The sequence below is a fragment of the Pseudomonas caricapapayae genome (assembly GCF_001400735.1).
GTDB classification, from domain to species: Bacteria; Pseudomonadota; Gammaproteobacteria; order Pseudomonadales; family Pseudomonadaceae; genus Aquipseudomonas; species Aquipseudomonas caricapapayae.
Window position 1 is genome coordinate 60115 of record NZ_LJPW01000157.1, and the last position, 20692, is coordinate 80806.

At 59.0% G+C, this 20692-nt stretch carries 17 protein-coding genes and 2 pseudogenes; 7 read left to right on the forward strand and 12 right to left on the reverse strand.

All coding sequences use genetic code 11. From position 1 onward, the window contains the following. Nucleotides 1-22: 22 nt before the first annotated feature. Nucleotides 23-1452: pseudogene (locus ALO80_RS23980) on the reverse strand (sugar porter family MFS transporter). A 311-nt stretch (nt 1453-1763) separates the two neighbouring features. Between ALO80_RS23980 and hmpA the strand changes: the two are divergent. From hmpA to ALO80_RS23995, 3 genes are all read left to right on the forward strand, one after another. Beyond that, a complete protein-coding gene (hmpA, locus tag ALO80_RS23985) occupies nt 1764-2951 on the forward strand; it encodes an NO-inducible flavohemoprotein (RefSeq protein WP_055010783.1) in 1188 nt (395 codons plus the stop codon). 78 nt (nt 2952-3029) lie between these two features. Continuing rightward, nucleotides 3030-3446 (forward strand): ester cyclase, encoded by a 417-nt coding sequence (locus tag ALO80_RS23990; protein ID WP_055010784.1) that lies wholly within the window; start codon nt 3030-3032, stop codon nt 3444-3446. 96 nt (nt 3447-3542) lie between these two features. Continuing rightward, nucleotides 3543-4169 carry a glutathione S-transferase family protein gene (locus ALO80_RS23995; protein ID WP_054985856.1) on the forward strand — a complete coding sequence of 209 codons (627 nt, stop codon included), beginning with the start codon at nt 3543-3545 and terminating at the stop codon, nt 4167-4169. An 84-nt stretch (nt 4170-4253) separates the two neighbouring features. On the opposite strand, the gene ALO80_RS24000 is transcribed toward ALO80_RS23995, so the two are convergent. The 9 genes from ALO80_RS24000 to ALO80_RS24040 all read right to left on the reverse strand — a co-directional run bounded on the left by ALO80_RS24000 (nt 4254) and on the right by ALO80_RS24040 (nt 12323). Continuing rightward, complete coding sequence (locus tag ALO80_RS24000) at nt 4254-4415, reverse strand: DUF2986 domain-containing protein (RefSeq protein WP_083493395.1); 162 nt, start codon at nt 4413-4415, stop codon at nt 4254-4256. A 66-nt stretch (nt 4416-4481) separates the two neighbouring features. Further along, nucleotides 4482-6227 (reverse strand): OPT family oligopeptide transporter, encoded by a 1746-nt coding sequence (locus tag ALO80_RS24005; RefSeq protein ID WP_055010786.1) that lies wholly within the window; start codon nt 6225-6227, stop codon nt 4482-4484. A gap of 162 nt (nt 6228-6389) precedes the next feature. Then, nucleotides 6390-6875, reverse strand: coding sequence for an AAA family ATPase (locus ALO80_RS24010; RefSeq protein ID WP_055010787.1), 486 nt, complete (start codon nt 6873-6875; stop codon nt 6390-6392). Between the two features lie 75 nt (nt 6876-6950). Beyond that, the gene (locus ALO80_RS24015; protein WP_055010788.1) at nt 6951-7238 is read right to left on the reverse strand and encodes a YceK/YidQ family lipoprotein; all 288 of its coding nucleotides are present in this window, start codon (nt 7236-7238) and stop codon (nt 6951-6953) included. 41 nt (nt 7239-7279) lie between these two features. Then, nucleotides 7280-8233 carry an alpha/beta hydrolase gene (locus ALO80_RS24020; protein WP_055010789.1) on the reverse strand — a complete coding sequence of 318 codons (954 nt, stop codon included), beginning with the start codon at nt 8231-8233 and terminating at the stop codon, nt 7280-7282. A 52-nt stretch (nt 8234-8285) separates the two neighbouring features. Further along, nucleotides 8286-9308 carry a transketolase family protein gene (locus tag ALO80_RS24025; protein ID WP_055010790.1) on the reverse strand — a complete coding sequence of 341 codons (1023 nt, stop codon included), beginning with the start codon at nt 9306-9308 and terminating at the stop codon, nt 8286-8288. Continuing rightward, nucleotides 9305-10153 carry a transketolase gene (locus ALO80_RS24030; protein WP_055010791.1) on the reverse strand — a complete coding sequence of 283 codons (849 nt, stop codon included), beginning with the start codon at nt 10151-10153 and terminating at the stop codon, nt 9305-9307. Before ALO80_RS24030 ends, ALO80_RS24025 begins: the two co-directional genes overlap by 4 nt. An 18-nt stretch (nt 10154-10171) precedes the next feature. Next, nucleotides 10172-11473 (reverse strand): MFS transporter, encoded by a 1302-nt coding sequence (locus ALO80_RS24035; RefSeq protein WP_055005275.1) that lies wholly within the window; start codon nt 11471-11473, stop codon nt 10172-10174. 100 nt (nt 11474-11573) lie between these two features. Then, nucleotides 11574-12323, reverse strand: a complete 750-nt coding sequence (locus tag ALO80_RS24040; RefSeq protein ID WP_054985848.1) for an SDR family NAD(P)-dependent oxidoreductase — start codon at nt 12321-12323, stop codon at nt 11574-11576. Between the two features lie 187 nt (nt 12324-12510). Between ALO80_RS24040 and ALO80_RS24045 the strand changes: the two genes are divergently transcribed. Continuing rightward, complete coding sequence (locus ALO80_RS24045; protein ID WP_055010792.1) at nt 12511-13428, forward strand: LysR substrate-binding domain-containing protein; 918 nt, start codon at nt 12511-12513, stop codon at nt 13426-13428. Nucleotides 13429-13534: 106 nt separating this feature from the next. Here the strand turns inward: ALO80_RS24045 and ALO80_RS24050 are convergent, their stop codons facing one another. Further along, nucleotides 13535-14479 carry a bestrophin family protein gene (locus ALO80_RS24050; protein WP_055010793.1) on the reverse strand — a complete coding sequence of 315 codons (945 nt, stop codon included), beginning with the start codon at nt 14477-14479 and terminating at the stop codon, nt 13535-13537. Nucleotides 14480-14806: 327 nt separating this feature from the next. Here ALO80_RS24050 and ALO80_RS24055 point away from each other — a divergent pair, with 327 nt between their 5' ends. Beyond that, a complete protein-coding gene (locus tag ALO80_RS24055; protein WP_055010794.1) occupies nt 14807-16276 on the forward strand; it encodes a hypothetical protein in 1470 nt (489 codons plus the stop codon). A gap of 85 nt (nt 16277-16361) precedes the next feature. Here the strand turns inward: ALO80_RS24055 and ALO80_RS24060 are convergent, their stop codons facing one another. Next, complete coding sequence (locus ALO80_RS24060) at nt 16362-17672, reverse strand: pectate lyase (protein ID WP_055010795.1); 1311 nt, start codon at nt 17670-17672, stop codon at nt 16362-16364. Nucleotides 17673-17973: 301 nt separating this feature from the next. Between ALO80_RS24060 and ALO80_RS24065 the strand changes: the two genes are divergently transcribed. Continuing rightward, nucleotides 17974-18468, forward strand: a complete 495-nt coding sequence (locus ALO80_RS24065) for a CesT family type III secretion system chaperone (RefSeq protein WP_055010820.1) — start codon at nt 17974-17976, stop codon at nt 18466-18468. Then, nucleotides 18465-20676: pseudogene (locus ALO80_RS24070) on the forward strand (restriction endonuclease). Before ALO80_RS24065 ends, ALO80_RS24070 begins: the two are co-directional and overlap by 4 nt. The last annotated feature ends 16 nt before the right edge of the window (nt 20677-20692 follow it).

Here is a 20692-nt window from a genome sequence, read left to right on the forward strand (position 1 = left end):
TGACGGCCTCATCCGGTCGCCGTTACAGCTCTTTCTTCAGGTGCTTCTCGATCTGCTCAAGCGACTTGCCTTTGGTTTCCGGAAGGCACAGGAAGACAAATATCAGTGAGCCGACATTGATGGCCGCGAAGATGAAGAACGTCGGGTTGCCGATGGTATCGACTGCAATCGGGAAAGTGAATGCCACCGATGCGTTGAATAACCACTGCATTGATACGGCTGTACCCGTCAGCAATCCTCTTACCTGCATCGGGAACAGTTCCGACATCAGCAGCCAGTACACTGGCGAGATGCACATCTGCATGAACAGCAGGAATACCAGAATGCAGGCGAGGGCAGTGTAGCTCTGGGTCAGGTTCTGCGGCATGAATTGCAACACGCAACCCAGCGCTCCAGCGCTGCCTGCATCAGGATGACCATTACCAGCCCGGTCATCAGCAGGTGCCGGCGTCCATAACGGCCAATTGCCCAAATGCCGAGCAGGGTGGCGATGACCGATACCACACCGTTGCCGATCGTGGCCGTCAGCGCGGCGTTGGTGCCCATGCCGGTATTCTTGAGGATGATCGGCGTGTAATACATAAAGGCGTTGACGCCTGTGAGCTGGGCGGTAAAGCCCAGACCAATGCCGATCAGCAGCAACTTGATGACCCAGCCCTGACGCAGCAACTCTCTGGCTTTCGGGCGATGGCGAGCTTGCTCGTCCTGCGCTTTCATCTCGTCCACTTCGCGCTGTGCATCTTGCTTGTTGGTACGCAGTTGCTCCAGTACGTCCTGCGCTTCATCGAAGCGACCTTTGGAGGCCAGCCAGCGCGGCGACGGTGGTACGAAGAACGTACCGACCAGCAGCAACACGCCGGGCACCGTGGCAATGGCCAGCATGTAACGCCAGATTCCCGGTGTATGCAGCAGCGCAGCCATGACCGCACTCAGTACGTAGGCAAGCAGCTGGCCGCTGACGATCATCAGTTCATTCCGGCTGACCAGTCGCGCACGGCGTGACGGCCCCGCAATTTCGGCGATGAACACCGGCACCGTTGCCGAGCCTCCACCCACCGCAATACCCAGCAGGAAGCGCGCAGCGACCATGAACGGAATGGATGGCGCGATGGCCGTGCCCAGTGCGCCAGCGATGAACAGCACCGACAGTAGACGCAACGTCAGGCGACGCCCGAAACGGTCGGAGATGTAGCCGCTGGCAAGCGAGCCAAATGCAGCGCCAACGATCAGTGAAGCCGTGATCATCCCCTCGCTGTAAGCATCCAGACCCAGCCCGCCCTGATCGGCGGGTAGCGTCATGAACGGCAATGCACCGGCGATGATACCGGTGTCATATCCGAACGCCAGGGCACCCATGGTTGCCACCAGCACAGAGATAAAGATGAGTCGATTCGGTGAAGCGCTTTGCCGACCTTGCTGATCAGCCGCTGCTGAGGTGCTACTTGAAGACATGAATCTGAAGTCCTTCGCTTGAAACCAGCGTCGCGCCAGTACGTAGATGTGAGGCTTAGGGCGATGTCGGCCGCGTGAGTTCCCTACAAACCCGCTCAGGATTACTTTCCTGGAAAAAGCCTTGAGCGTGAGGCGGCTTAAACGATTAACTCTAATTGGTCATAATGACTCTTTTTTTAAATTTTTAGAGTCAATAAGACCAGGTCTTTTTGACTGTGCATGGGGTTTTTACATTGATTTTAAAGCGGTTTTTGTCTGGCATGCACGTTGCTATCACTATAGGAACCTGACTGAATACCCTGGAGTCGATCATGCTTACCACCGCCCAGCGCGACATCATCAAAGCCACCGTCCCGATCCTGAAGACGGGCGGTGAAGCGCTGACCAGCCATTTTTACCGAATCATGCTCGATGGCTATCCCGAGGTTCGTCCCCTGTTCAATCAGGCCAACCAGGCGAGTGGCGCACAGCCGCGAGCGTTGGCCAACGCGGTCTTGATGTATGCGCGCAATATCGATCGCCTCGAGAATCTCGGCCCGCTGGCGAGTCAGATCGTCAACAAACATGTCGCGCTGCAAATACTGCCCGAGCATTACCCGATTGTCGGTACCTGCCTGCTGCGCGCCATTCGCGAGGTATTGGGCGCTGAGACGGCCACGGATCAAGTGGTTGATGCCTGGGCTGCGGCGTATCAGCAACTGGCGGACATGCTGATCGATGCCGAACACAGTGTGTACGAAAGCATCGCCGCCGCACCTGGCGGCTGGCGTGGCGCACGGCAATTCACTGTCACTCGCAAGGTTCCGGAAAGCAGCGAAATTACCTCGTTCTACCTGCAACCTGTGGATGGAAGACCGGTTATCGCGCACAAGGCCGGTCAGTACATCGGTGTACGTCTGAATACCGAGAGCGGCGAGGTTCGTCGAAATTACTCGCTGTCTGCGCCCGCCAATGGACTCGGCTATCGCATCAGCGTCAAGCGCCAGCAAGGCGGGGTTGCCTCCGCTTACCTGCACGACCAGATCATGGTGAATGACACCGTCGAGCTGTTTCCGCCCTCGGGCGAGTTTGTCCTGATCGACAGTGCCAGGCCGTTGGTGCTGATCAGCGGCGGTGTCGGCATCACCCCGACGCTGGCCATGGCTGAAACAGCGTTGCAGGCAGGCAATCGAGATGTCGTGTTTATCCACTACGCGCGTAACGCCAGTGCGCAGGCATTTCAGACGGTCATTGATGAATGGCGCGAGCGCTATCCGCAGTTTACTGCACACGTGGTGTACAGCGACGTGAAGCCCGGCGATGGGGCTGCAGGAAAGTTGACCGGGCTTGCTTCGCTGACGCACCTGAGGCAGTGGTTGCCTGCCAATCGGGATATCGAGGCCTACTTTCTCGGTCCGCAACCTTTCATGGCGTTCATGAAACGTGCGCTGCACGAGCTGGGCGTGCCGGACCGGCAAAGTCATTACGAGTTTTTTGGGCCGGCGCAGGCGTTGGCATAAGCGCTACAGTAAGCCAGCAGATGTGTGCGGCCTTCTCGACGAGGCTGCTTCGTTATCTTTTGAAGAGGAGGACGCAACATGAACCTGGCCGAGCAGTACGCTGCCTACATCGCCTGCCTCAATGAACGTCGCTGGCAGGACCTGGGCGATTTCGTCGACAGCGGCGTGCACTACAACGGTGAGCAGATCAGTCTGGCCGGTTACCGGTCGATGCTGGAAAACGACGTCAGAATCATCCCCGATCTGCGGTTCAATATCGACCTGTTGGTGGTCGAAGCGCCACAGGTTGCCGCACGTCTGCTCTTCAACTGCTCGCCGCAAGGCCGTTTCATGGGGCTGGAGGCACATGGTCAACGCATCACTTTCAGCGAAAACGTGTTCTACACCTTTCGCGAAGGCAGGATCGTCAGCGTCTGGTCGGTCATCGATAAAGCCGCAGTGGAACGCGAACTTCGTGGAGAGCATGCGGCTGCTTCCAGTGACAGAAGCGCCTGAACGAGTCGGGTACGTTCATCGAAGTAAAATCATTTCAGGGCACTCCCCGGTGGCAGTGCAGTCTTTTTTAGACACACTCACCCGGCGGAGCCTTACATGATCACGGTCCATCACCTGAACAACTCACGGTCGCAGCGCATTCTGTGGCTGCTCGAAGAGCTCGACCTGCCCTACGAGATCAAGCGTTACCAACGCGACCCGAAAACCAATCTGGCACCCCCTGAACTCAAGGCCATTCACCCGCTGGGCAAATCGCCCGTCATTGAAGAGGGGCCGCATGTGGTCATCGAGTCAGGTGCCATTGTCGACTATCTGATTCGCCGTCATAGCGATGGCCGTCTGCAACCGGACCCCGCCAGTGCCACCTACGATGAATACGTGCAGTGGCTGCACTTCGCTGAAGGCTCGGCCATTCTGCCGATGATGCTCAACCTGTACGTCGGACGCCTGGGTGATGCTGGCGCGCCGCTGCATCCTCGCATCCAGTCGGAGCTGGCCAACTACCTCGGCTATCTGAACGAGGCCCTGGGTTTGACCCCTTATCTGTTGGGCGAAGAGCTGAGCGGCGCAGATATTCAGATGAGCTTCGTTGGCGAATTCGCCAAGGCACAGGGAATGCTGCAGCCATACCCGAACGTTACCGCCTGGGTTGAAAGGCTCCAGAGCAGGCCTGCATACCGCAAGGCTCTGGAGAAAGGCGGGGAATACTCGTTCGCCCGCTAACGCCAGCGGTTGACGGGTTTTTCGTGATGCGCACCATCGGACTCAATAGCGCAAGCAACGCCGTGGGTGCGCACGCGTTCTGGATCAACCCTCGGTAGAGCTGACCGGTTCCTGGCAGGGCTCATTCGCCAGTTTCAGGCGGTCGGCTTTACTGATGTATTTAGGCTTGCTTTGCGGGGCCAGTTTGGCGCTGGCCTTCTTCGCATGAGCTTTCAGCAACTGCTGTATTTTTTTACGACGGTTCATGTTCATCAACTCGCGTGCAGATGCGCCAATGATATCAGCTCGAATATCGGGCCACACAAGCGACGATCACCCCGCGTTTCCAGCCATCTGCCATAACGACGCACCTACACCGGTGATGCTCTCCCCAGCGATCAGTCCCGCCGCTGCAGTAATGGCAAAGCGTTCGGTCAGTGACGGCCAGCGACAGTTCACCAGCCAGGTGAGCACCGCACCGAGTGCCATCATCAGCGACACCGACGCCGGCAAGACAAAGGCCAGACCCAAGGCTGCGGCGCTAGGCATGTATCGGGCACGGTGGGCGGGCAGGGTGCTGTCGAGGACTCCCAGCAACAGCCCGACCAGACCCGCAATGAAAATCGCCCAGCGGATGCTCGCGGACAGCGAGTCCAGACCGTGTGTCAGCGTTTGTGCGACCGCTTTCCAGGTCGCGACCGCCGGGGCTGGCCACTCTTCGGTGAGCAGCATCGATTGCGGGTCCGGGATCAGTGCCATGTAAGCCAGGACCCCGACGATACTGCCGACGAAAATGCCCAGCGTCTGGGCGATCAACTGTTTGCGCGGCGTGGCGCCAATTGCCCGGCCTACCTTGAAGTCATTCATCAGGTCGGTGCATTGGCCGGCCGAGCCTCCGGCCGTGTTGGCACTCATCAGGTTGATCGGCACCTGCCCTGGCGCAACGATGCCGAAGCTCAGTTGGGATAACTGCCCGATCGCGCCGATGGGCGGAATGCCGGTAGCACCGACCACTCGAGCCGCCACGGCTGCGAGGCAGATCGCCAGTGGAATGGTCAGCAATGCCATCCACACATTAATGCCGAACAACAGCGCCTGCAGGCTCACGACCATTACGATAGCCAGTGCAAAACCGGCCGCAGGCCCGGCCTTGGGCATTGACCAGGTCGTTCCGCCACTGGCTCTGGTAGAGGCGTGCAATGCCCACAACCGAATCGCCAGTGAGGCCAGCGTCGAGCAGACCATCAGGCTCACGCCCGGCCACAACAACCACTCCACCAACGCTGCGAACTGCGGGCCGTCGCTGTTGGCCGGCAAGATCACCAGACCTTGCCCCAGCAGCCACGGTGCCAGGCCGCCCCAGGCCAGCAAGGCACCCAGCAGCAAGGTCATGCCGACTCGAATACCGATAATTGCGCCAAAGCCCACCAGCAGCAGTGATGGATCAGCGGTAAACGTCAGACGCTCCAGCTGGACGCCAGGCGACCAGCGCGGGAATGCCCAGATGAACGTGTCGATCCACTTGGCCAGCGCTGACAGCAGCGCGGTGCCGAGCAGCACTTTCAAGCGTACCGCGGCTTCGCGCCCGTGGTTGTAGATGTGCAACAGGGTTTCCAGTGTGGCCATGCCTTCGGGAAACTTCAGTGATTTGTCGTTGAGCAATGACGGTCGCAAGTACCACGCAATCCAGATACCCAGGAAACTCACCGAAAATACCCAGGCGATCATCGGGACGGCGTTCAGTTGCTGCCCCGTCAGCAAGGTATAAGCCGGAATCGGTGCGACCAGCCCGCCGGAAATGATCGATGCCGCCGCCGACGCCACAGTCTGGTTGATGTTGCTCTCATGCAGGGTCCAAGGCAGATGCCCGGACGAGCGTTTCGACAGCCCTTGCCAGATCGCATAACCGATCAACAGCGCGATGATCGACATATTGAAGGACCAGCCGATCTTTAACCCGGCGTATACATTGGAGGACGTCAAGAGAATGCCAAGCACGATCCCGGTAACGACCGCACGCAGACTGAGCTCGCGCTCGACAGGGCTATCAAGAGGTACAGAGGGCGAGGTTGAAAGCATGCGAGTTCCTTTCGGCGATAAGACACGGCAACCTATAAAGTGAGCGTCATATCGGTCGAAGGTTCATAGAGCGGGGTTGACTGCGGACTGGGCTGGCGCTGATATCTGGCGCAGCAACCCCACAGATAAAGGCGGCAAGGGTTTTGCCGGTTTGCCGATGAACTACAGGCGGTGAACCAGAATATCCAGCCCTTCTTCAGTATCGGGAACACGAAAATAACCCGTGATCAGCCTGAACTGGGCATCTGTAGCGGCAAAGTCATGCTCGGCTTTTTCGTTGCGGGCGTGCAATCTGGCAAGGCAGGTATCATCGTCCACGTCGAGGTAGTGCAAACGATGTATGACCTGCGCATGCTCAGCCAGGCGGCGAAGCCACTGACGATCCGCAAGCGTGTTCGCAGGGAAGTCCAGAACCACGCACGTGCCGGACTTCAGCAGGTCGATGACCAGAGGGCCGATGATCTCGCGAATTCGATGTGCCAGCCGCACGTAGTCCGACACTGACTCGATCTCGTCCGGGTAGAGCCGTGACAGCCACTGATCTTCACTCAGCAGGATCGCTGAGTATTCAGCCGCGAGTGACTTCGCGAGCGTCGATTTACCGGATGCGATCTTGCCGCACAGGAGGTGAAGTTTCGTGTCAGGCATGACGAAGTGTCCTTTTGTCGGATCGCAAGCTATGCACTCCTGGAGAGGGGGAGTCCTGAACGCTACGGGAGCCTGTCAGCCAAGCACATTCAGTCCGTCATTGAAATGACATTCTCGATCATCGCCACCCAGGTTTTGCGGCAGAAAAGCGGTGAGGTCGTAGGGCAGAAACAGCGTATCCAGCGCCAGAGAGAACGGCACGTCTATCAGCCAGGGCCAGGTCGATGCTACGTCTTTAGTACCCCATGCCCAGCCGTGGCGTGTGCCGGGATAGACACACCGCTCGCCCTCCAGGTGATACATCAGACTCCAGCAACCGCTCAGTGATATGGACGTGGCAAGTAACAGGCATTGTTTGAACATACATTCCCTTGCTTCCGGATTGATGCAACGTGTGCGTCATTCTAATCGCACAATCCCGCGGCGAGCATCCTGCGTACAGCCTGGGTGATGTCTTGCTCTGCTTGCGCGGTCTGCTCACCGGGCAACTGATCGAACATATGCGGCACGCCGGGGTAAACGTGCATTTCCACAGGGACCCCGGAACGAGACAGGGTCAGCCCGAATGCCAGGTCCTCTTCCAGAAACAGATCGAGTGCGCCAACACAGATAAAGGTGGGTGGCAGATCGCTCAAGTCGGTGGCCAGTGCGGGGGAGAACAAGGCCAAGCGGTTATCGTCCAGTGCGTACGCACCGCGCAGGCATTCCCAGCAAAAATGATTGGCCTGGCGCGACCAGCTGAACGTGCCGGTAGTCGGGTTGCCTGGCGGAGCGTCGGGCGCGCCTGTGCGGTGATCCAGCATCGGGTAGACCAACACCAGACCGGCGATTGCCCGTAGGCCTTTGTTTCTTGCGAGGATGGCGAGCGCGGCAGCAAGCCCGCCGCCGGCACTGTGGCCCATGACCACCACGTTGCGGGTGTTCATGCCCTGCGTCGGCCCGTTGCAGAGTATCCACTTCAGTGCTGCATGGCAGTCGTCCAGCGGAATCGGGAACGGATGCTCGGGCGCCAGCCGATAATCGACGGCAACCACCAGTGCCTTGAGCTCGATTGCCAGCTTTGTGAGGTAGTCCTCGGCCATTTCCGGGCTGCCCAGAACAAAGCCGCCACCGTGGATATACAGGACGACGGGGAGTTTGCTGTGATCGAGCGGCAGGTGAGGCCGGTAAAGACACAACCTGACACCGCTGGCCGGGTCGCCGGTGGTCCAGTGCTGCTCACTGCGAGACGCCCCCGTTGTTTTCCAGGCAGAACCGACGCGCGCCCTGATCCCGGGGAGGGTCTGGTACGTCCAGCTATTTGATGGTTCGTCCAGAAAGGAGCGATAGGCCGGGTCCAGCAATTCATTTGCGTTCAACGGTTACCCCCGATGCGCAGGGCCGGGATGATGGCCCTGCGCGTCTCAGAACCTAGAGCCACGCCTTGATTTGCGCACAGACTGCAGGTGTGGAAATGCCATAACGATCATGCAGTGTAGGCAAAGCCCCCGCATCGAGAAACGCGTCCGGCAGCGCGATCTGCCTGAATGTTGGCGTAACGCCATTGCGCAGCAGCACGGTGGCCACTGCCTCGCCCAGCCCGCCGATGATCGAATGGTTTTCGGCGGTCACCACGAGGCGGCCCGGTTTTCTGGCCTCGGCCAGGATAGTCTGTTCGTCCAGCGGTTTGATGGTAGGTACATGCAGCACCGCAACATCGACACCGTCGGCCTGCAGTTCCCTGGCTGCTTCCAGTGCGCGCATGGTCATCAGGCCGGTGGAGATGATCAGCACATCGTTACCCGTACGTAACGTTTTGGCCTTGCCGATCTCGAACGTGTAGCCGTATTCGTCCAGCACCAGCGGCACGTTACCGCGCAGCAAGCGCATGTATACCGGCCCCTGATGCGCGGCAATGGCCGGCACAGCCTGTTCGATTTCAAGCGCATCGCATGGATCGACGATCATCAGGTTGGGCATGGCGCGAAAGATTGCCAGGTCATCCGTTGCCTGGTGGCTGGGGCCGTAGCCAGTCGTCAGGCCTGGCAGGCCGCAGACGATTTTGACGTTGAGGTTGTCTTCGGCAATTGCCATACAAATGAAGTCATAGGCGCGCCGCGAAGCAAATACCGCATAAGTGGTGGCGAATGGCACGAAGCCTTCCCGAGCCATGCCCGCAGCCGCACTCATCAGCAACTGCTCGGCCATGCCCATCTGGTTGAAGCGTTCAGGATGCGCTTTGGCGAAAATATGCAGGTCAGTGTATTTCGACAGGTCAGCCGAGAGCCCGACGATATCCTGCCGTTGCTCTGCCAGCGCAGCCAGCGCGTGGCCGAACGGTGCCGGGCGGGTGGCCTGGCCTTCTGAAGCGATGGAAGCAATCATCGCCGAGGTGGTCAGCTTTTTCTTCGCAGGAGCGGCTGCCGATGTCGAATTGTCGTGGGTCGAACTCATACGGATTTCCCCTCGTCGAGGTTGTTCAGGGCGACGTCCCATTCATGTTCGTCCACACGGATGAAATGGGTCTTTTCACGGGTTTCCAGAAACGTCACGCCCTTGCCCATTTTTGTGTCGCAAATGATGACTCTTGGCTGCGTGCCGGTGTGCTGGCGAGCGTTGTCGAACGCTTCGACCAGCGCGTCCAGATCGTTGCCGTCGACCCGCTGGGTAAACCAGCCAAACGCCTGCCAGCGATCCACGATGGGTTCGAAAGCCAGCACTTCGCTGGAGTGGCCATCGGCCTGCTGGTTGTTCACATCGATGATCGCGATCAGGTTATCCAGCTTCCAGTGCGAGGCCGACATGGCCGCTTCCCAGGTCGAGCCTTCGTTCAGTTCGCCGTCCGACAGCAAGTTGTAGACGAAAGATCTGGAAGCCTTGCGCTTCAGGCCCAGACAGGCACCCACCGCAATGCCCAGACCATGACCCAGAGAACCCCCGGTTATTTCCATTCCCGGCGTATACGTGGCCATTCCCGACATGGGCAGGCGGCTGTCATCCGAGCCGTAGGTTTCCAGTTCGTCGAGAGGGATGATGTCGGCTTCGATCAGGGCTGCATACAGAGCGATGGCGTAATGGCCGATCGACAGATAAAAGCGGTCGCGCTGCTCCCATTCAGGGTCTTGGGGCTTGTAGCGCATGGCGTGAAAGTAGGAAACCGCGAGCAGGTCTGCGGCCCCCAGTGCCTGTCCGACATAACCCTGGCCCTGAACCTGGCCCATGCGCAACGCGTGGCGGCGGATGTTGTGGGCACGCTGCGCCAGCGAGGTGGAAGGGTTGGATAACGTAGTGGCTGTCATGCTTGTTACTCCGTTGACTCAACGATTGACCGAGGCGGCAGGGATGCGCAGCACCAGCCAGGCGCCGATGAACAGCACGCCCGTGATCAGGTACATGCCGATCGCGCTTGAGCCGGTCGTGGTGGTGATCCAGCCGATCAGATAGGGTGAGCAGAAACCGGCGAGGTTGGCGAAGCTGTTGATTCCGGCGATCCCGGCGGCGGCCGACACGCCACCCAGCAAGGTGGTGGGCAGCATCCAGAACATCGACGACGCAGAAAGAATGCCCGCTGCGGCAAGGCACAGACTCAGCACTGACAGCAGCAGATTGCCGCCGAACAGCGCGGCCAGACTCAGCCCCAGCGCGCCTGCGATCATCGGGCCGACCAGGTGCCATCTGCGCTCGCGATGCTTGTCGCCGCTGCGCCCCATCAACACCATCACGACGATGGCGCACACGTAAGGAAGGCTGGTCATCAGGCCGATATGCAGCGGGTCGGAAACGCCCGCATTGCGAATCAGCGTCGGAAGCCAGAACGTGATCGCATACTGGCCCATTACCACGCAGAAATAGATGCAGGCCAGCAGCCACAGCCGACGGTCGCGAATAAATGCGCCGATCGAGGCATGTACGACTTTCTGGCTGTTGTCTTCCTCCAGTTCCTTGTGCACCAGGTCCTTTTCCTGATCCGAAAGCCAGGTCGCCTGATGCACGCCGTCCTTCAGATAGCTCAGCACCAGCAACCCGACGATGACCGTGGGGATGGCTTCGAGGACGAACATCCATTGCCAGCCGGCCCAGCCATGAACGCCTGCGAAGCGGGTCATGATGTATCCCGACAGCGGACCGCCGATCATGCCGGACAGCGGAATGGCGATGAACCACAGCACCGTCATGCGCGCACGGCGGTAGGAAGGAAACCAGTACGTCAGGTAAAGCAGCAGGCCGGGTGCCAGACCGGCTTCCGCCACCCCGAGCAGAAAGCGCAGGGTATAGAACTGCCAGGCTGTTTCGACAAAGGCGAACAGAGCAGAAATGATGCCCCAGGAGATCATGATACGGGCGATCCAGCGCCTTGCACCGACCCGGTGGAGGATCAGGTTGCTGGGCACTTCACAAAGGAAATAACCGATGAAAAACATTCCGGCGCCGAGGCCGTAGACGGTTTCGCTGAAGGCCAGGTCGTTCATCATCTGCAGCTTGGCGAAGCCGACGTTGACACGGTCCAGATAGGCGCACAGATAGCACAGCATCAGGAACGGCATCAGTCGCCAGGCGGTCTTGCGGTAGGCGTTTGCGCGCGTGGTCGAAACCGCGTCGAGCGTCATGGTGGTTATCATGATGGTCTGATCTCTTGTTTTTATAGACCGCTAGGCGAGCGCCTGGCATATCGTAGATCCAGAACAAACACGGGCAGATTGTCGGCCCGTTCACGCGCGGTCAGTGAATCAGCATGCCGCCGTTCACATCCAGCGTGATACCGGTGAGATAGGACGACAGGTCGCTGGCCAGAAACAGCGCCGCATTGGCCACATCCTGCGCTGCGCCCAGACGGCCCAGCGGAATACCGTCGATGATCGCGTGACGTCGCTCATCCTGCATCAGGCCGCCGGTGATATCGGTGTGGATAAGGCCGGGGGCAATAGAGTTGACACGTACCTGATCCGGGCCGAACTCCCGTGCCATCGCCTTGCCCAGACCCAGCACGCCCGCTTTCGCTGCGCTGTAGTGAGGGCCACCGAAAATGCCTCCGCCGCGCTGAGCGGAAACCGAAGACATGCAAACGATACTGCCGCAGGATTGGGCGCGCATGCTCGGGATCACAGCTTGCGACATGAGCAAGGTGCCGCGCAGGCTGACGTCGAGGACCTTGTCATAATCGCAAGGGCGGATGTCGAGGGTCTTGATGGGCTGAGTGATGCCGGCGTTATTGACCAGGATATCGATGCGACCATAGTGCTCGATGACTTTGGCGACGGCCGCGTGAACCTGTTTCTCGTCAGCGACGTTGGCAGACACTCCAAGGTGACCTTCGCCCAGCGCAGCAGCGGCATCACGTGCGGCGGACTCATCGAGATCGATGATAACGACCCGCGCGCCATGCTGAGCGAACGTGACTGCGGTTGCGCGGCCGATACCACGCGCCGAGGCAGCGCCGGTGACAATTGCGATTTTGCCGTGAAGAAGCATGAGGGATACCTCTGAATTATTTTTATGGGTTCGATTCAGGTGATCGACGATTCAGAGTGTTCCGGACACGGCTGCTGAGCAATGCTGCAAAAATCACTGGATGCTGAAAAAAATTCACCTCTCGTCAATCGTGCGTGTGAATGGTTGAATGCACCAAACCCGGACAATCGCACACACCGGAGCGCTGATGCGGCCTGATGACGATGCCCCCTTTAGCCTGCCACCGCTGAAAGCGCTTCAGGCCTTCGAGCAGACCGCCCGCTTCGGCAATCTGGCCAGAGCCGCCGAAGTGCTGGACCTCACGCCGTCGGCAGTCAGCCACCAGTTGGCCAGACTGGAGGCCTTGATTGGCCGCCAGCTCTTCGTCCGGGCCGCGCGCGGGGTCACGCTCACGCCGGTCGGCGAGCAGTACCTGAAAGATGTCTCGGGCGTGCTGCACAGCCTTGCCGTCGCCACCGAGCGGGCCGCCAGCGATGTCAGCCTCGATTGTCTGCGCCTGCATTCCGCACCCAGTTTCGGGCTGCTCTGGCTGATGCCGAGGCTGGAAGCGTTTCGGGTAAGCCATCCGGATATCCAGATCAACCTGTCGTGTTCTTATGAATCGCTGCATTTCAGCCGGGACAAGATCGATGTCGATATTCGGCATGGCAGGCCAAACTGGCCGAGTTATGAAGTTCGCACTCTGCGCGACGAGAAGTTCGCGGTGCTGGCGTCTCCGGCCTTGCTGGCGCGACGCCCGGTTGCCTGCGCCGCTGACCTGCTCGACCGCGAGCTGATTCTTTCCGAAGCCACTTTATTGAAATGGCCCGAATGGTTTGCCCGGCATGGTCTGGCTCGCCCGGAAAAGCCTTACGCGCTGAGTTTTGATCGCTCATACATGACCCTCGAAGCAGCCAGCCACGGGCTTGGGTTTGCCCTGGAAAGTACGTTGCTGGCGCAGAAGTACCTCGCCACTGGAGAACTGCTCGAAGTTGCCCCACAAGCGTTGACCGCCCCGGTCGCGGCGCATCATCTGGTGTTTCCCAAAGCCCATTCCAGTTTCCCCAGAGTCAGAAGATTCCTCGAATGGATGGAAGGTGAGCTGGGGCAGGGGTTTGTGTTTTAAGCCACCGTGCTTGTACGTTTGCATAGCGAAGCAGATTGGAGATGTGCCGCGCAGCTTCAGGAACTACCGGCCAATGCGCAGCATTGGCACGGTAGTCAGACGATCTTCAGACGGCTAGCCGATGCGACTGCCAGGCGCCACCCTCCTGGCCTGACGCGTCTGTCGACAACGCTTGTCTTTCCGGTGCACGGAACATCGAATGCAGGTTTTTTTCGATGGTGTTGCACAGGTCTTCCATACGAATCCGGTGCTGGCTGCTGCCGAAAGGTGCCTGCAGGTCTGTGCCGATACGGTCCATTGCCAGCAGCAGGCAACCGACCACAGTGGATATTGCCGGGGTGAACCAGCCCAGAGTCGTCACCATACTCAATGGCATGATGATGCAGAACAGGGTGCTGAACAGCCTTGGAAAATAGACATACGGGTAGGGCAAAGGCGTATTGGCAATTCGCTCCATGCCGCCCTGGCAGTTGGACAACTCGACCATTGTCGACTCCAGTCGGGCCAGCCGGATGCTGTCGATTCGTCCTGCCGCAAACTCCTGCGAAAGAAGTGCGGCAGAGCCGCCAAGAATGTCGTTGGGGAAGTTGTTGCTGTCGGACGCCTGACGAATTTCGGAATCCGACAACAGACCGTTGAGCTGTGCGCTGCTGACGTCACCTTTGAGGTGAGCCCGCAGTGCCCGAAGGTAGGCCACATGGCGACGAAACAGCACTTCTTTCACGGGGTTGTCACGCTCATCGGCGTTACCTTCAATCAGAGTCAGCACCTGACGACCGTAGCTGCGCGAGCTGTTGACCATTGCGCCCCACAGGGTGCGCGCTTCCCACCAGCGATTGTAGGCACTCGAGTTGCGAAAACTGATCAGCACGATAAGCGCCGAGCATAGCAATGTCAGTGGCATGAGCGGGAAATCGATGCCTTTGCCTTCGATCAGCATGACATCCATGGTCACGGCCAGGTCCCACAGCAGAAGCCAGAACAGCGACCAGCCGACGTAGGTCACGGTTCTGCTGATGCACCGCCATTTTTTTTCGAAAAGACCAGGCATTGCGGCACTCCCTTGCTGGATTGGAAAATGGCTTCACATGTTCAGTGAAACGCTATGCCGCGAACTTACGTGGGCTGCCTTAAAACTCGCTTAATTCCTCTTTCGACAGCGTCAGCGGGGTGCACACGGGCCACTTGTGGAACCGTCAACCCATCAAGGACCACACAGCCTTATCGATCCCGCCCAACTGACGGATGCCCGGACGGTCGCAACTTCTGCGCTGTGGGATCGATATGCCAATGCCTTGCCTTCGCAAGAAAGCCGTCCCGGACAAGCCCGTCTCAGCGCGTTGCTACTTGAACTTCCGCCGACAGAGAGGGATTTTCCATGCACCCGACCATTACTAATCGACCCAGTCTTCAACCACTCGAGATTGAAAGTGAGAGCTTTCGGTCCGCGCCGGAGTCTCTTGCTTCCGGCTCCGTACGGTCTGTCAGTTCGACCTCGCAGGACGACCCGCAACCTATTATCGATTACCTGAAAGACCATGTGTTTGCTGCACACAAGCTTCCGTTGACCGATTCGGCGGGTGATCAGAGCGCGATTCACGCGCATAACGCGCAAATCGATGCGCTTATCGATGCTCGCGCGAGACGTCTAAGCAACGAGGGAGAGACCCGGGCAACCATTGCCGAAACCTTTGCCAAGGCTGAAAAGCTCGACCGTATGGCGACCCTGTCCTCCAGCGCCTTGCGCGCGACGCCTTTCGCAGCGGCTTCGGTGCTGCAGTACATGCAGCCTGCCATCAACAAGGGCGACTGGCTGCCGACGCCGCTCAAACCATTGGCACCGCTTATTTCCGGAGCGCTGTCGGGGGCTATGGATCAAGTCGGTACTGGCGTCATGAACCGTGCTACAGGCGACCTTCATTATCTGAGCACTGCACCGGAGAAGCTTCACGATGCGATGGCCGCGTCGGTAAAACGACATTCTCCCGGCGTAGCCCGGCAAGCGGTGGACATGGGGATCGCTGTTCAGACATACACTGCGCGTAACGCAGTACGCACCGTGCTGGCGCCTGCGCTGGCGTCCCGGCCTGCCGTGCAGGGCGCTGTCGACATCGGTGTCTCGGCGGCGGGCGGTCTGGCCGCCAACGCAGGCTTTGGCAACCGTATGCTCAGCGTACAGTCGCGCGATCACTTGCGTGGTGGTGCATTTGTGCTCGGTTTGAAGGACAAAGAGCCCAAAGCTGACCTGAGCGCAGAAAACGACTGGTTTACTGCGTATCGGGAGATCCAGTCGGCCAGCTACTCGGGTGCTGCGCTGAATGCTGGCAAGCGGGTCGCAGGCTTGCCGCTGGACATCGCGACCGATGGCCTTAAAGCGGTAAGAAGTCTTGTCTCGGCAACCAGCCTGGCACAAAACGGTCTGGCACTGGCGGGCGGTTTTGCCGGGGTCGGCAAGCTGCAGGAAATGGCGACCAGGAACATTACTGATCCGGCGACCAAGGCAGCGGTCAGTCAACTGACCAATCTGGCTGGTTCGGCAGGCGTTTTCGCCGGATGGACAACGGCTGCGGTGGCCACCGATCCGGTCGTGAAAAAAGCCGAATCGTTCCTTCAGGACACGGTGAAATCGACAACCTCCAATGCGACAGGCTACGTTGCGGATCAGACCGTCAAACTGGCGAAAACAGTCAAGGACAAAGGCGGGGAGGCAATCACCGCTACCGGAGCCACCTTGCGCAATACGGTCGATAACCTGCGTCGTCGGCCTGTGCGTGAAGCCGATATCGAAGAGGGCGGTGTTGCGGCATTTTCCCCGAGCGAAACCCCTTTTCAGCCTGGGCGGTCGTAAACAACCTGTAAGCGGCACTTAGTCAGCAAGAGGGGGCGTACTCGCAGAGTTCGCCCCCTCTTTTTTGGGGTTGAGGTGTGCGGACTCAAATCTCTGTGTGTTGGGTAGAGGCCTTGGTTTTATCGTAGGCATGCTTGACGTCGGTCATGGCGATGTTGCCGGTGGCCAGTTTCAGGTTTTCGCTGTCGCTTTTGACAAGCGCGAACTTGCCGTGGTTGGCCTCTATGTCATTCAGCTCGATGCTCATATCGTCAAACTGTTTGCCCCCGTTGGTACGGACCATCGTACCGAAATCATCGGCGTTGAAACCTTTGACGCTCAGGTGGGTATTGGCATTGAGCTGGACCACCTTGTCATCTGCGCCTTCAGCACTGCTGTTCTTGATGTCCAGATTGGTAACTTTTGCGCCTCCCTCGCCTTTGACAGTGATCATGTCCTCACCGACGTTCTGGGCGTGCACGTTATCAATAGTGACTTTCCTGTCGTCAGCGGCCTTGACGTGGATACCGTCAACTTCGTTTTCACCCAGGTTCACATTCTTCAGCACGGCACCTTCAGCCAGTTCGAACATGGGTTTCTGATTTTCCGCCTGATCTCCGTTACCCATCGACTTGTCGGCGGTGTAGGTCGCGCCGTGCCCGTCGTAGACCTGACCGGCACCGACATGGATGGTGTCTTTCACGACGTTGACCTTGCCGGCGTCGTCGTTAGAGCCTGCGGTGCCTGAAACCTGACCAGTACCGCCGGTGTGACCGGGGTTGGCCAGTTGTGGCGTGATCTGAGGCGAGGTGCTATCGCCGCCTCCTGTTCCGTTGCCTGAAGTAGTCGGCGCACCGCCACCGCCAGTTGCGTCTGGTGTACTGCCTCCACCGCCGCCAGTTGCATCTGGCGTACTGCCTCCACCGCCGCCAGTTGCGTCTGGCGTGCTGCCTCCACCGCCGCCAGTCGCTGCTGGCGCATCACCGCCGCCGCCTCCGCCGCCTGCTGCATCCGGTGTACCGCCCCCGCTATCGGTGCTCGAGGGAGTGCCGAGCCCGCCATTGTTCTGAAACGGGGTCTGGCTATCGTTCTGTTCCTGATCGGCATTCTGTTTTTTATTCGGATTCATCAGCATCTGCAGCAGCGACATGATCAACGCGCTGAGCAACTTGACGATATTGGACTGGCTATCGTCTGTCTTGCTGCTGTCCTGCGGATTTTGCACGGTATTGTCGGGTTGCCCGAAATTGACGTCCTTCTGACTGTCGCTGCTGAACAGCAGGGCACCCGGGTCTACGGCTTGCTGAGTGTTCTGCTCGCCCAACGTGTTTTGTTGCGGACTTTTTCCGCTCAGCGCGGAAAAATCCAGCTGGGCGGGTGAGGGTTGGTAGGGCGTGGGATTGATACCGATGCTCATGGTGCTTTACCTCGATGGGGTGGACATATGAACCAGCGTCGTATTCCGGATTTACCCGTATCGGTCGCCGCGTCCCTGTCAGTTCTATAAGTCGACGAGGACTTCGCCTTGATGTTGCTCGAAGTGAGTGGTAACGCGAGGTGATGGGTTCCCGTTTCGCCTGAATCGGATCGGGTGTTTTCAATGCGCCTTGTGGATTGCTTGACGAATGGAAGGAACCAGAACGCCTTTGCCTTCGACTCAGTCCGCACACACCGGCAGAGAAACGGTGTGGCTTGATATCGCTCTCAGAGGCCGTGAAATGAACAACAATGACCCGTACCACACCTTGATCAACGAAATTTGCGCACTCAGCCTTATCTCCACGCCTGAACGTTTCTACGAGTCTGCCAATTTCAAAATCAGTGAAGTGGACTTCACTCTTCAGTATCTGGATCGCGACGAGGGCCGTGCGGTCCTGATCTACGGTGACATGGGCACGTTGCCCACGCGCAACCGTGACGCCGCCTTGCTGGCACTGATGGACATCAATTTTCATATGTTTTCAGGCGCCCATAGCCCGGTTTTTTCCTGGAATGCCCAGACCGGCCGGGTGCTGCTGATGGGCTCGGTGGGCCTGGAACGAGCATCCGCCGAAGGTGTTCTGCTGTTGATGAAGTCGTTTGCCGAGCTGGCGAAAGAATGGCGTGATCATGCTTTCATCGGGCCATCCGCAACGACGGCCTCCGCGACAGACAAGTCTGTTGCACCTGTGCTCAAACGCGAGAGCCTGGCGGTTCCGGGGAGGTTCCAATGATCGGTTCGCGTGTTGGTGGATCAGGCAGTGTCGAGCTCACCCCGATAAACCAGCAAAGCGTTACTGCTCCCGCCCAGACAGCTCACCCGAATGCGGTGACGCCAGGCATGAACCCGCCGCTGACTGCCACTCAGTCGGCACCGCATGCGGCAGAAAGCTCGGCTGCCGGCGCTGCGCGGTTGAATGTTGCTGCGCGGCATACGACGCTTTTGCAGGCATTCAGGGCGGAGCAGGCGACGGCTCCGGTCAGCGGCGCGCCGATGATCAGCTCGCGTGCCGCATTGTTGATCGGCAGCTTGCTGCAGGCTGAACAACTGCCTTTCGAAGTCATGGCTGAAAGGCTTTCCCCTGAGCGATATCAGCTGAAGCAGTTTCAGGGTTCTGATGTGCAGCAGTTGCTGAGCAGGTTTGCGCAGCCGGGTCAGGCACCCGACAAGGCCGAAGTCGGGAAACTGATCAAGGGCTTTGCTCAATCGGTTGCCGATCAACTGGAGCACTTCTGCGCCTGTTCCCGCAGGCCAGAACGCGAGCGAGGACCGAGCGGCTCTGGCTGCCAGTCAGGCTGCTCTTGGTGAATACGCAGGCCGTGCAAGCAAGGCAATCGGAGAAGGGCTGAGTAAAAGCATCGATTCGCTGGACGAGCACATCACTGCGCTGGATGTCAGGCTGCAAGGTGCTGAGGAAGGCGACAAGGAGGCCCTGCACGCTGACCGGCAAGCGCTGGTTGATGCCAAAGCCACGCTGACCGATCTGCACGCCGATTTCGTCAAATCGCCAGAGGCCAAACGCCTTGCTTCGGTCGCTGCACATACCCAACTGGACACCGTTGTCAGTGATCTTGTCACTGCGCGTAACTCGGTGGGCGGCTGGAAAGGGGCAGGGCCTATTGTCGCGGCTGCGGTTCCGCAGTTCCTGTCCTCGATGACGCACCTGGGTTATGTGCGTTTGTCTACCAGCGACAAGCTACGAGAGGCTGTACCCGAGACCAGCAGTGACGCCAGCATGCTCAAGGCTGCAATAACCGGAATGGTGGCGGGCATTGCCCACGAGACGGTCAACAGCGTGGTAAAACCGATGTTTCAGGCCGCCTTGCAGAAGACGGGCTTCAACGAACGCCTGAACATGGTTCCACTCAAGGCTGTCGATACCAACTCGGTCATTCCGGACCCTTTTGAGCTGAAAAGTGAACACGGTGAGCTGGTCAGAAAAACACCTGAGGAAATCACTCAGGACAAGGCGTTCGTCAAGGGCGAACGGGCGGTCTTCAACCAGAAAAAAGTGCAGGGTTCATCCACTCATCCCGTGGGTGAACTGATGGCTTACAGCGCTTTTGGCGGGTCTCAGGCCGTACGTCAGATGCTCAACGATCTACATCAGATCAATGGTCAGACGCTGAGTGCCAGGGCTCTGGCATCCGGGTTCGGCGGCGCGGTGTCTGCCAGTTCGCAAACACTCCTGCAGTTGAAGTCGACGTATGTCGATCCGCAGGGGCGCGAAATCCCGGTCTTCACACCGGACCGAGCCAAGAGCGAACTGAAAAAAGATCTGGCCAAGGGTATGGACCTGCGCGAGCCGTCGGTACGCACCACGTTCTACAGCAAGGCGCTATCGGGTATCCAGAGCTCGGCACTGACTTCGGCACTGCCACCTGTGACCACTCAAGCCGCAGGATCAAGCGGCACGCTCAGTGCGGGCAATATCCTGCGCAACATGGCCCTGGCGGCGACGGGGTCTGTGTCCTACCTGTCCACGCTGTACACCAACCAATCGGTCACCGCTGAAGCCAAAGCGTTGAAAGATGCGGGCATGGGCGGTGCAACGCCCATGCTGGAGCGTACTGAAACAGCCTTGAACAACATCCGGCACCCGAACAGGGCGTCACTGCCACATACATTCCAGCCAAGCACATTGAGCGGCATCCCCAGAGCCCTGGAAAGTGCTTATCACGTGGCACGAGGCGCGTTGCAACTGCCGACCCAGATGGCGGTGGATACCGTACGGGTCGTAGAGGAAGGTGTGCTGAACGGCGTGTCGTCAGCACGCGCTGCGCTTGCGCCAGCCAAACCGTCCGAGGCGAGCCGGCCTGTCGAAGAGACCGTGGCCGAAGCCTACCCACCACCGCCTACAGTGCAACGACCGGCACCTTCCGTGCCGCTCGACGATGATCAGTTGAGGGCGCTGGAGGAAGGCTTGCTCGCCCCGCGTTGATCGCGATGCCGGGCGC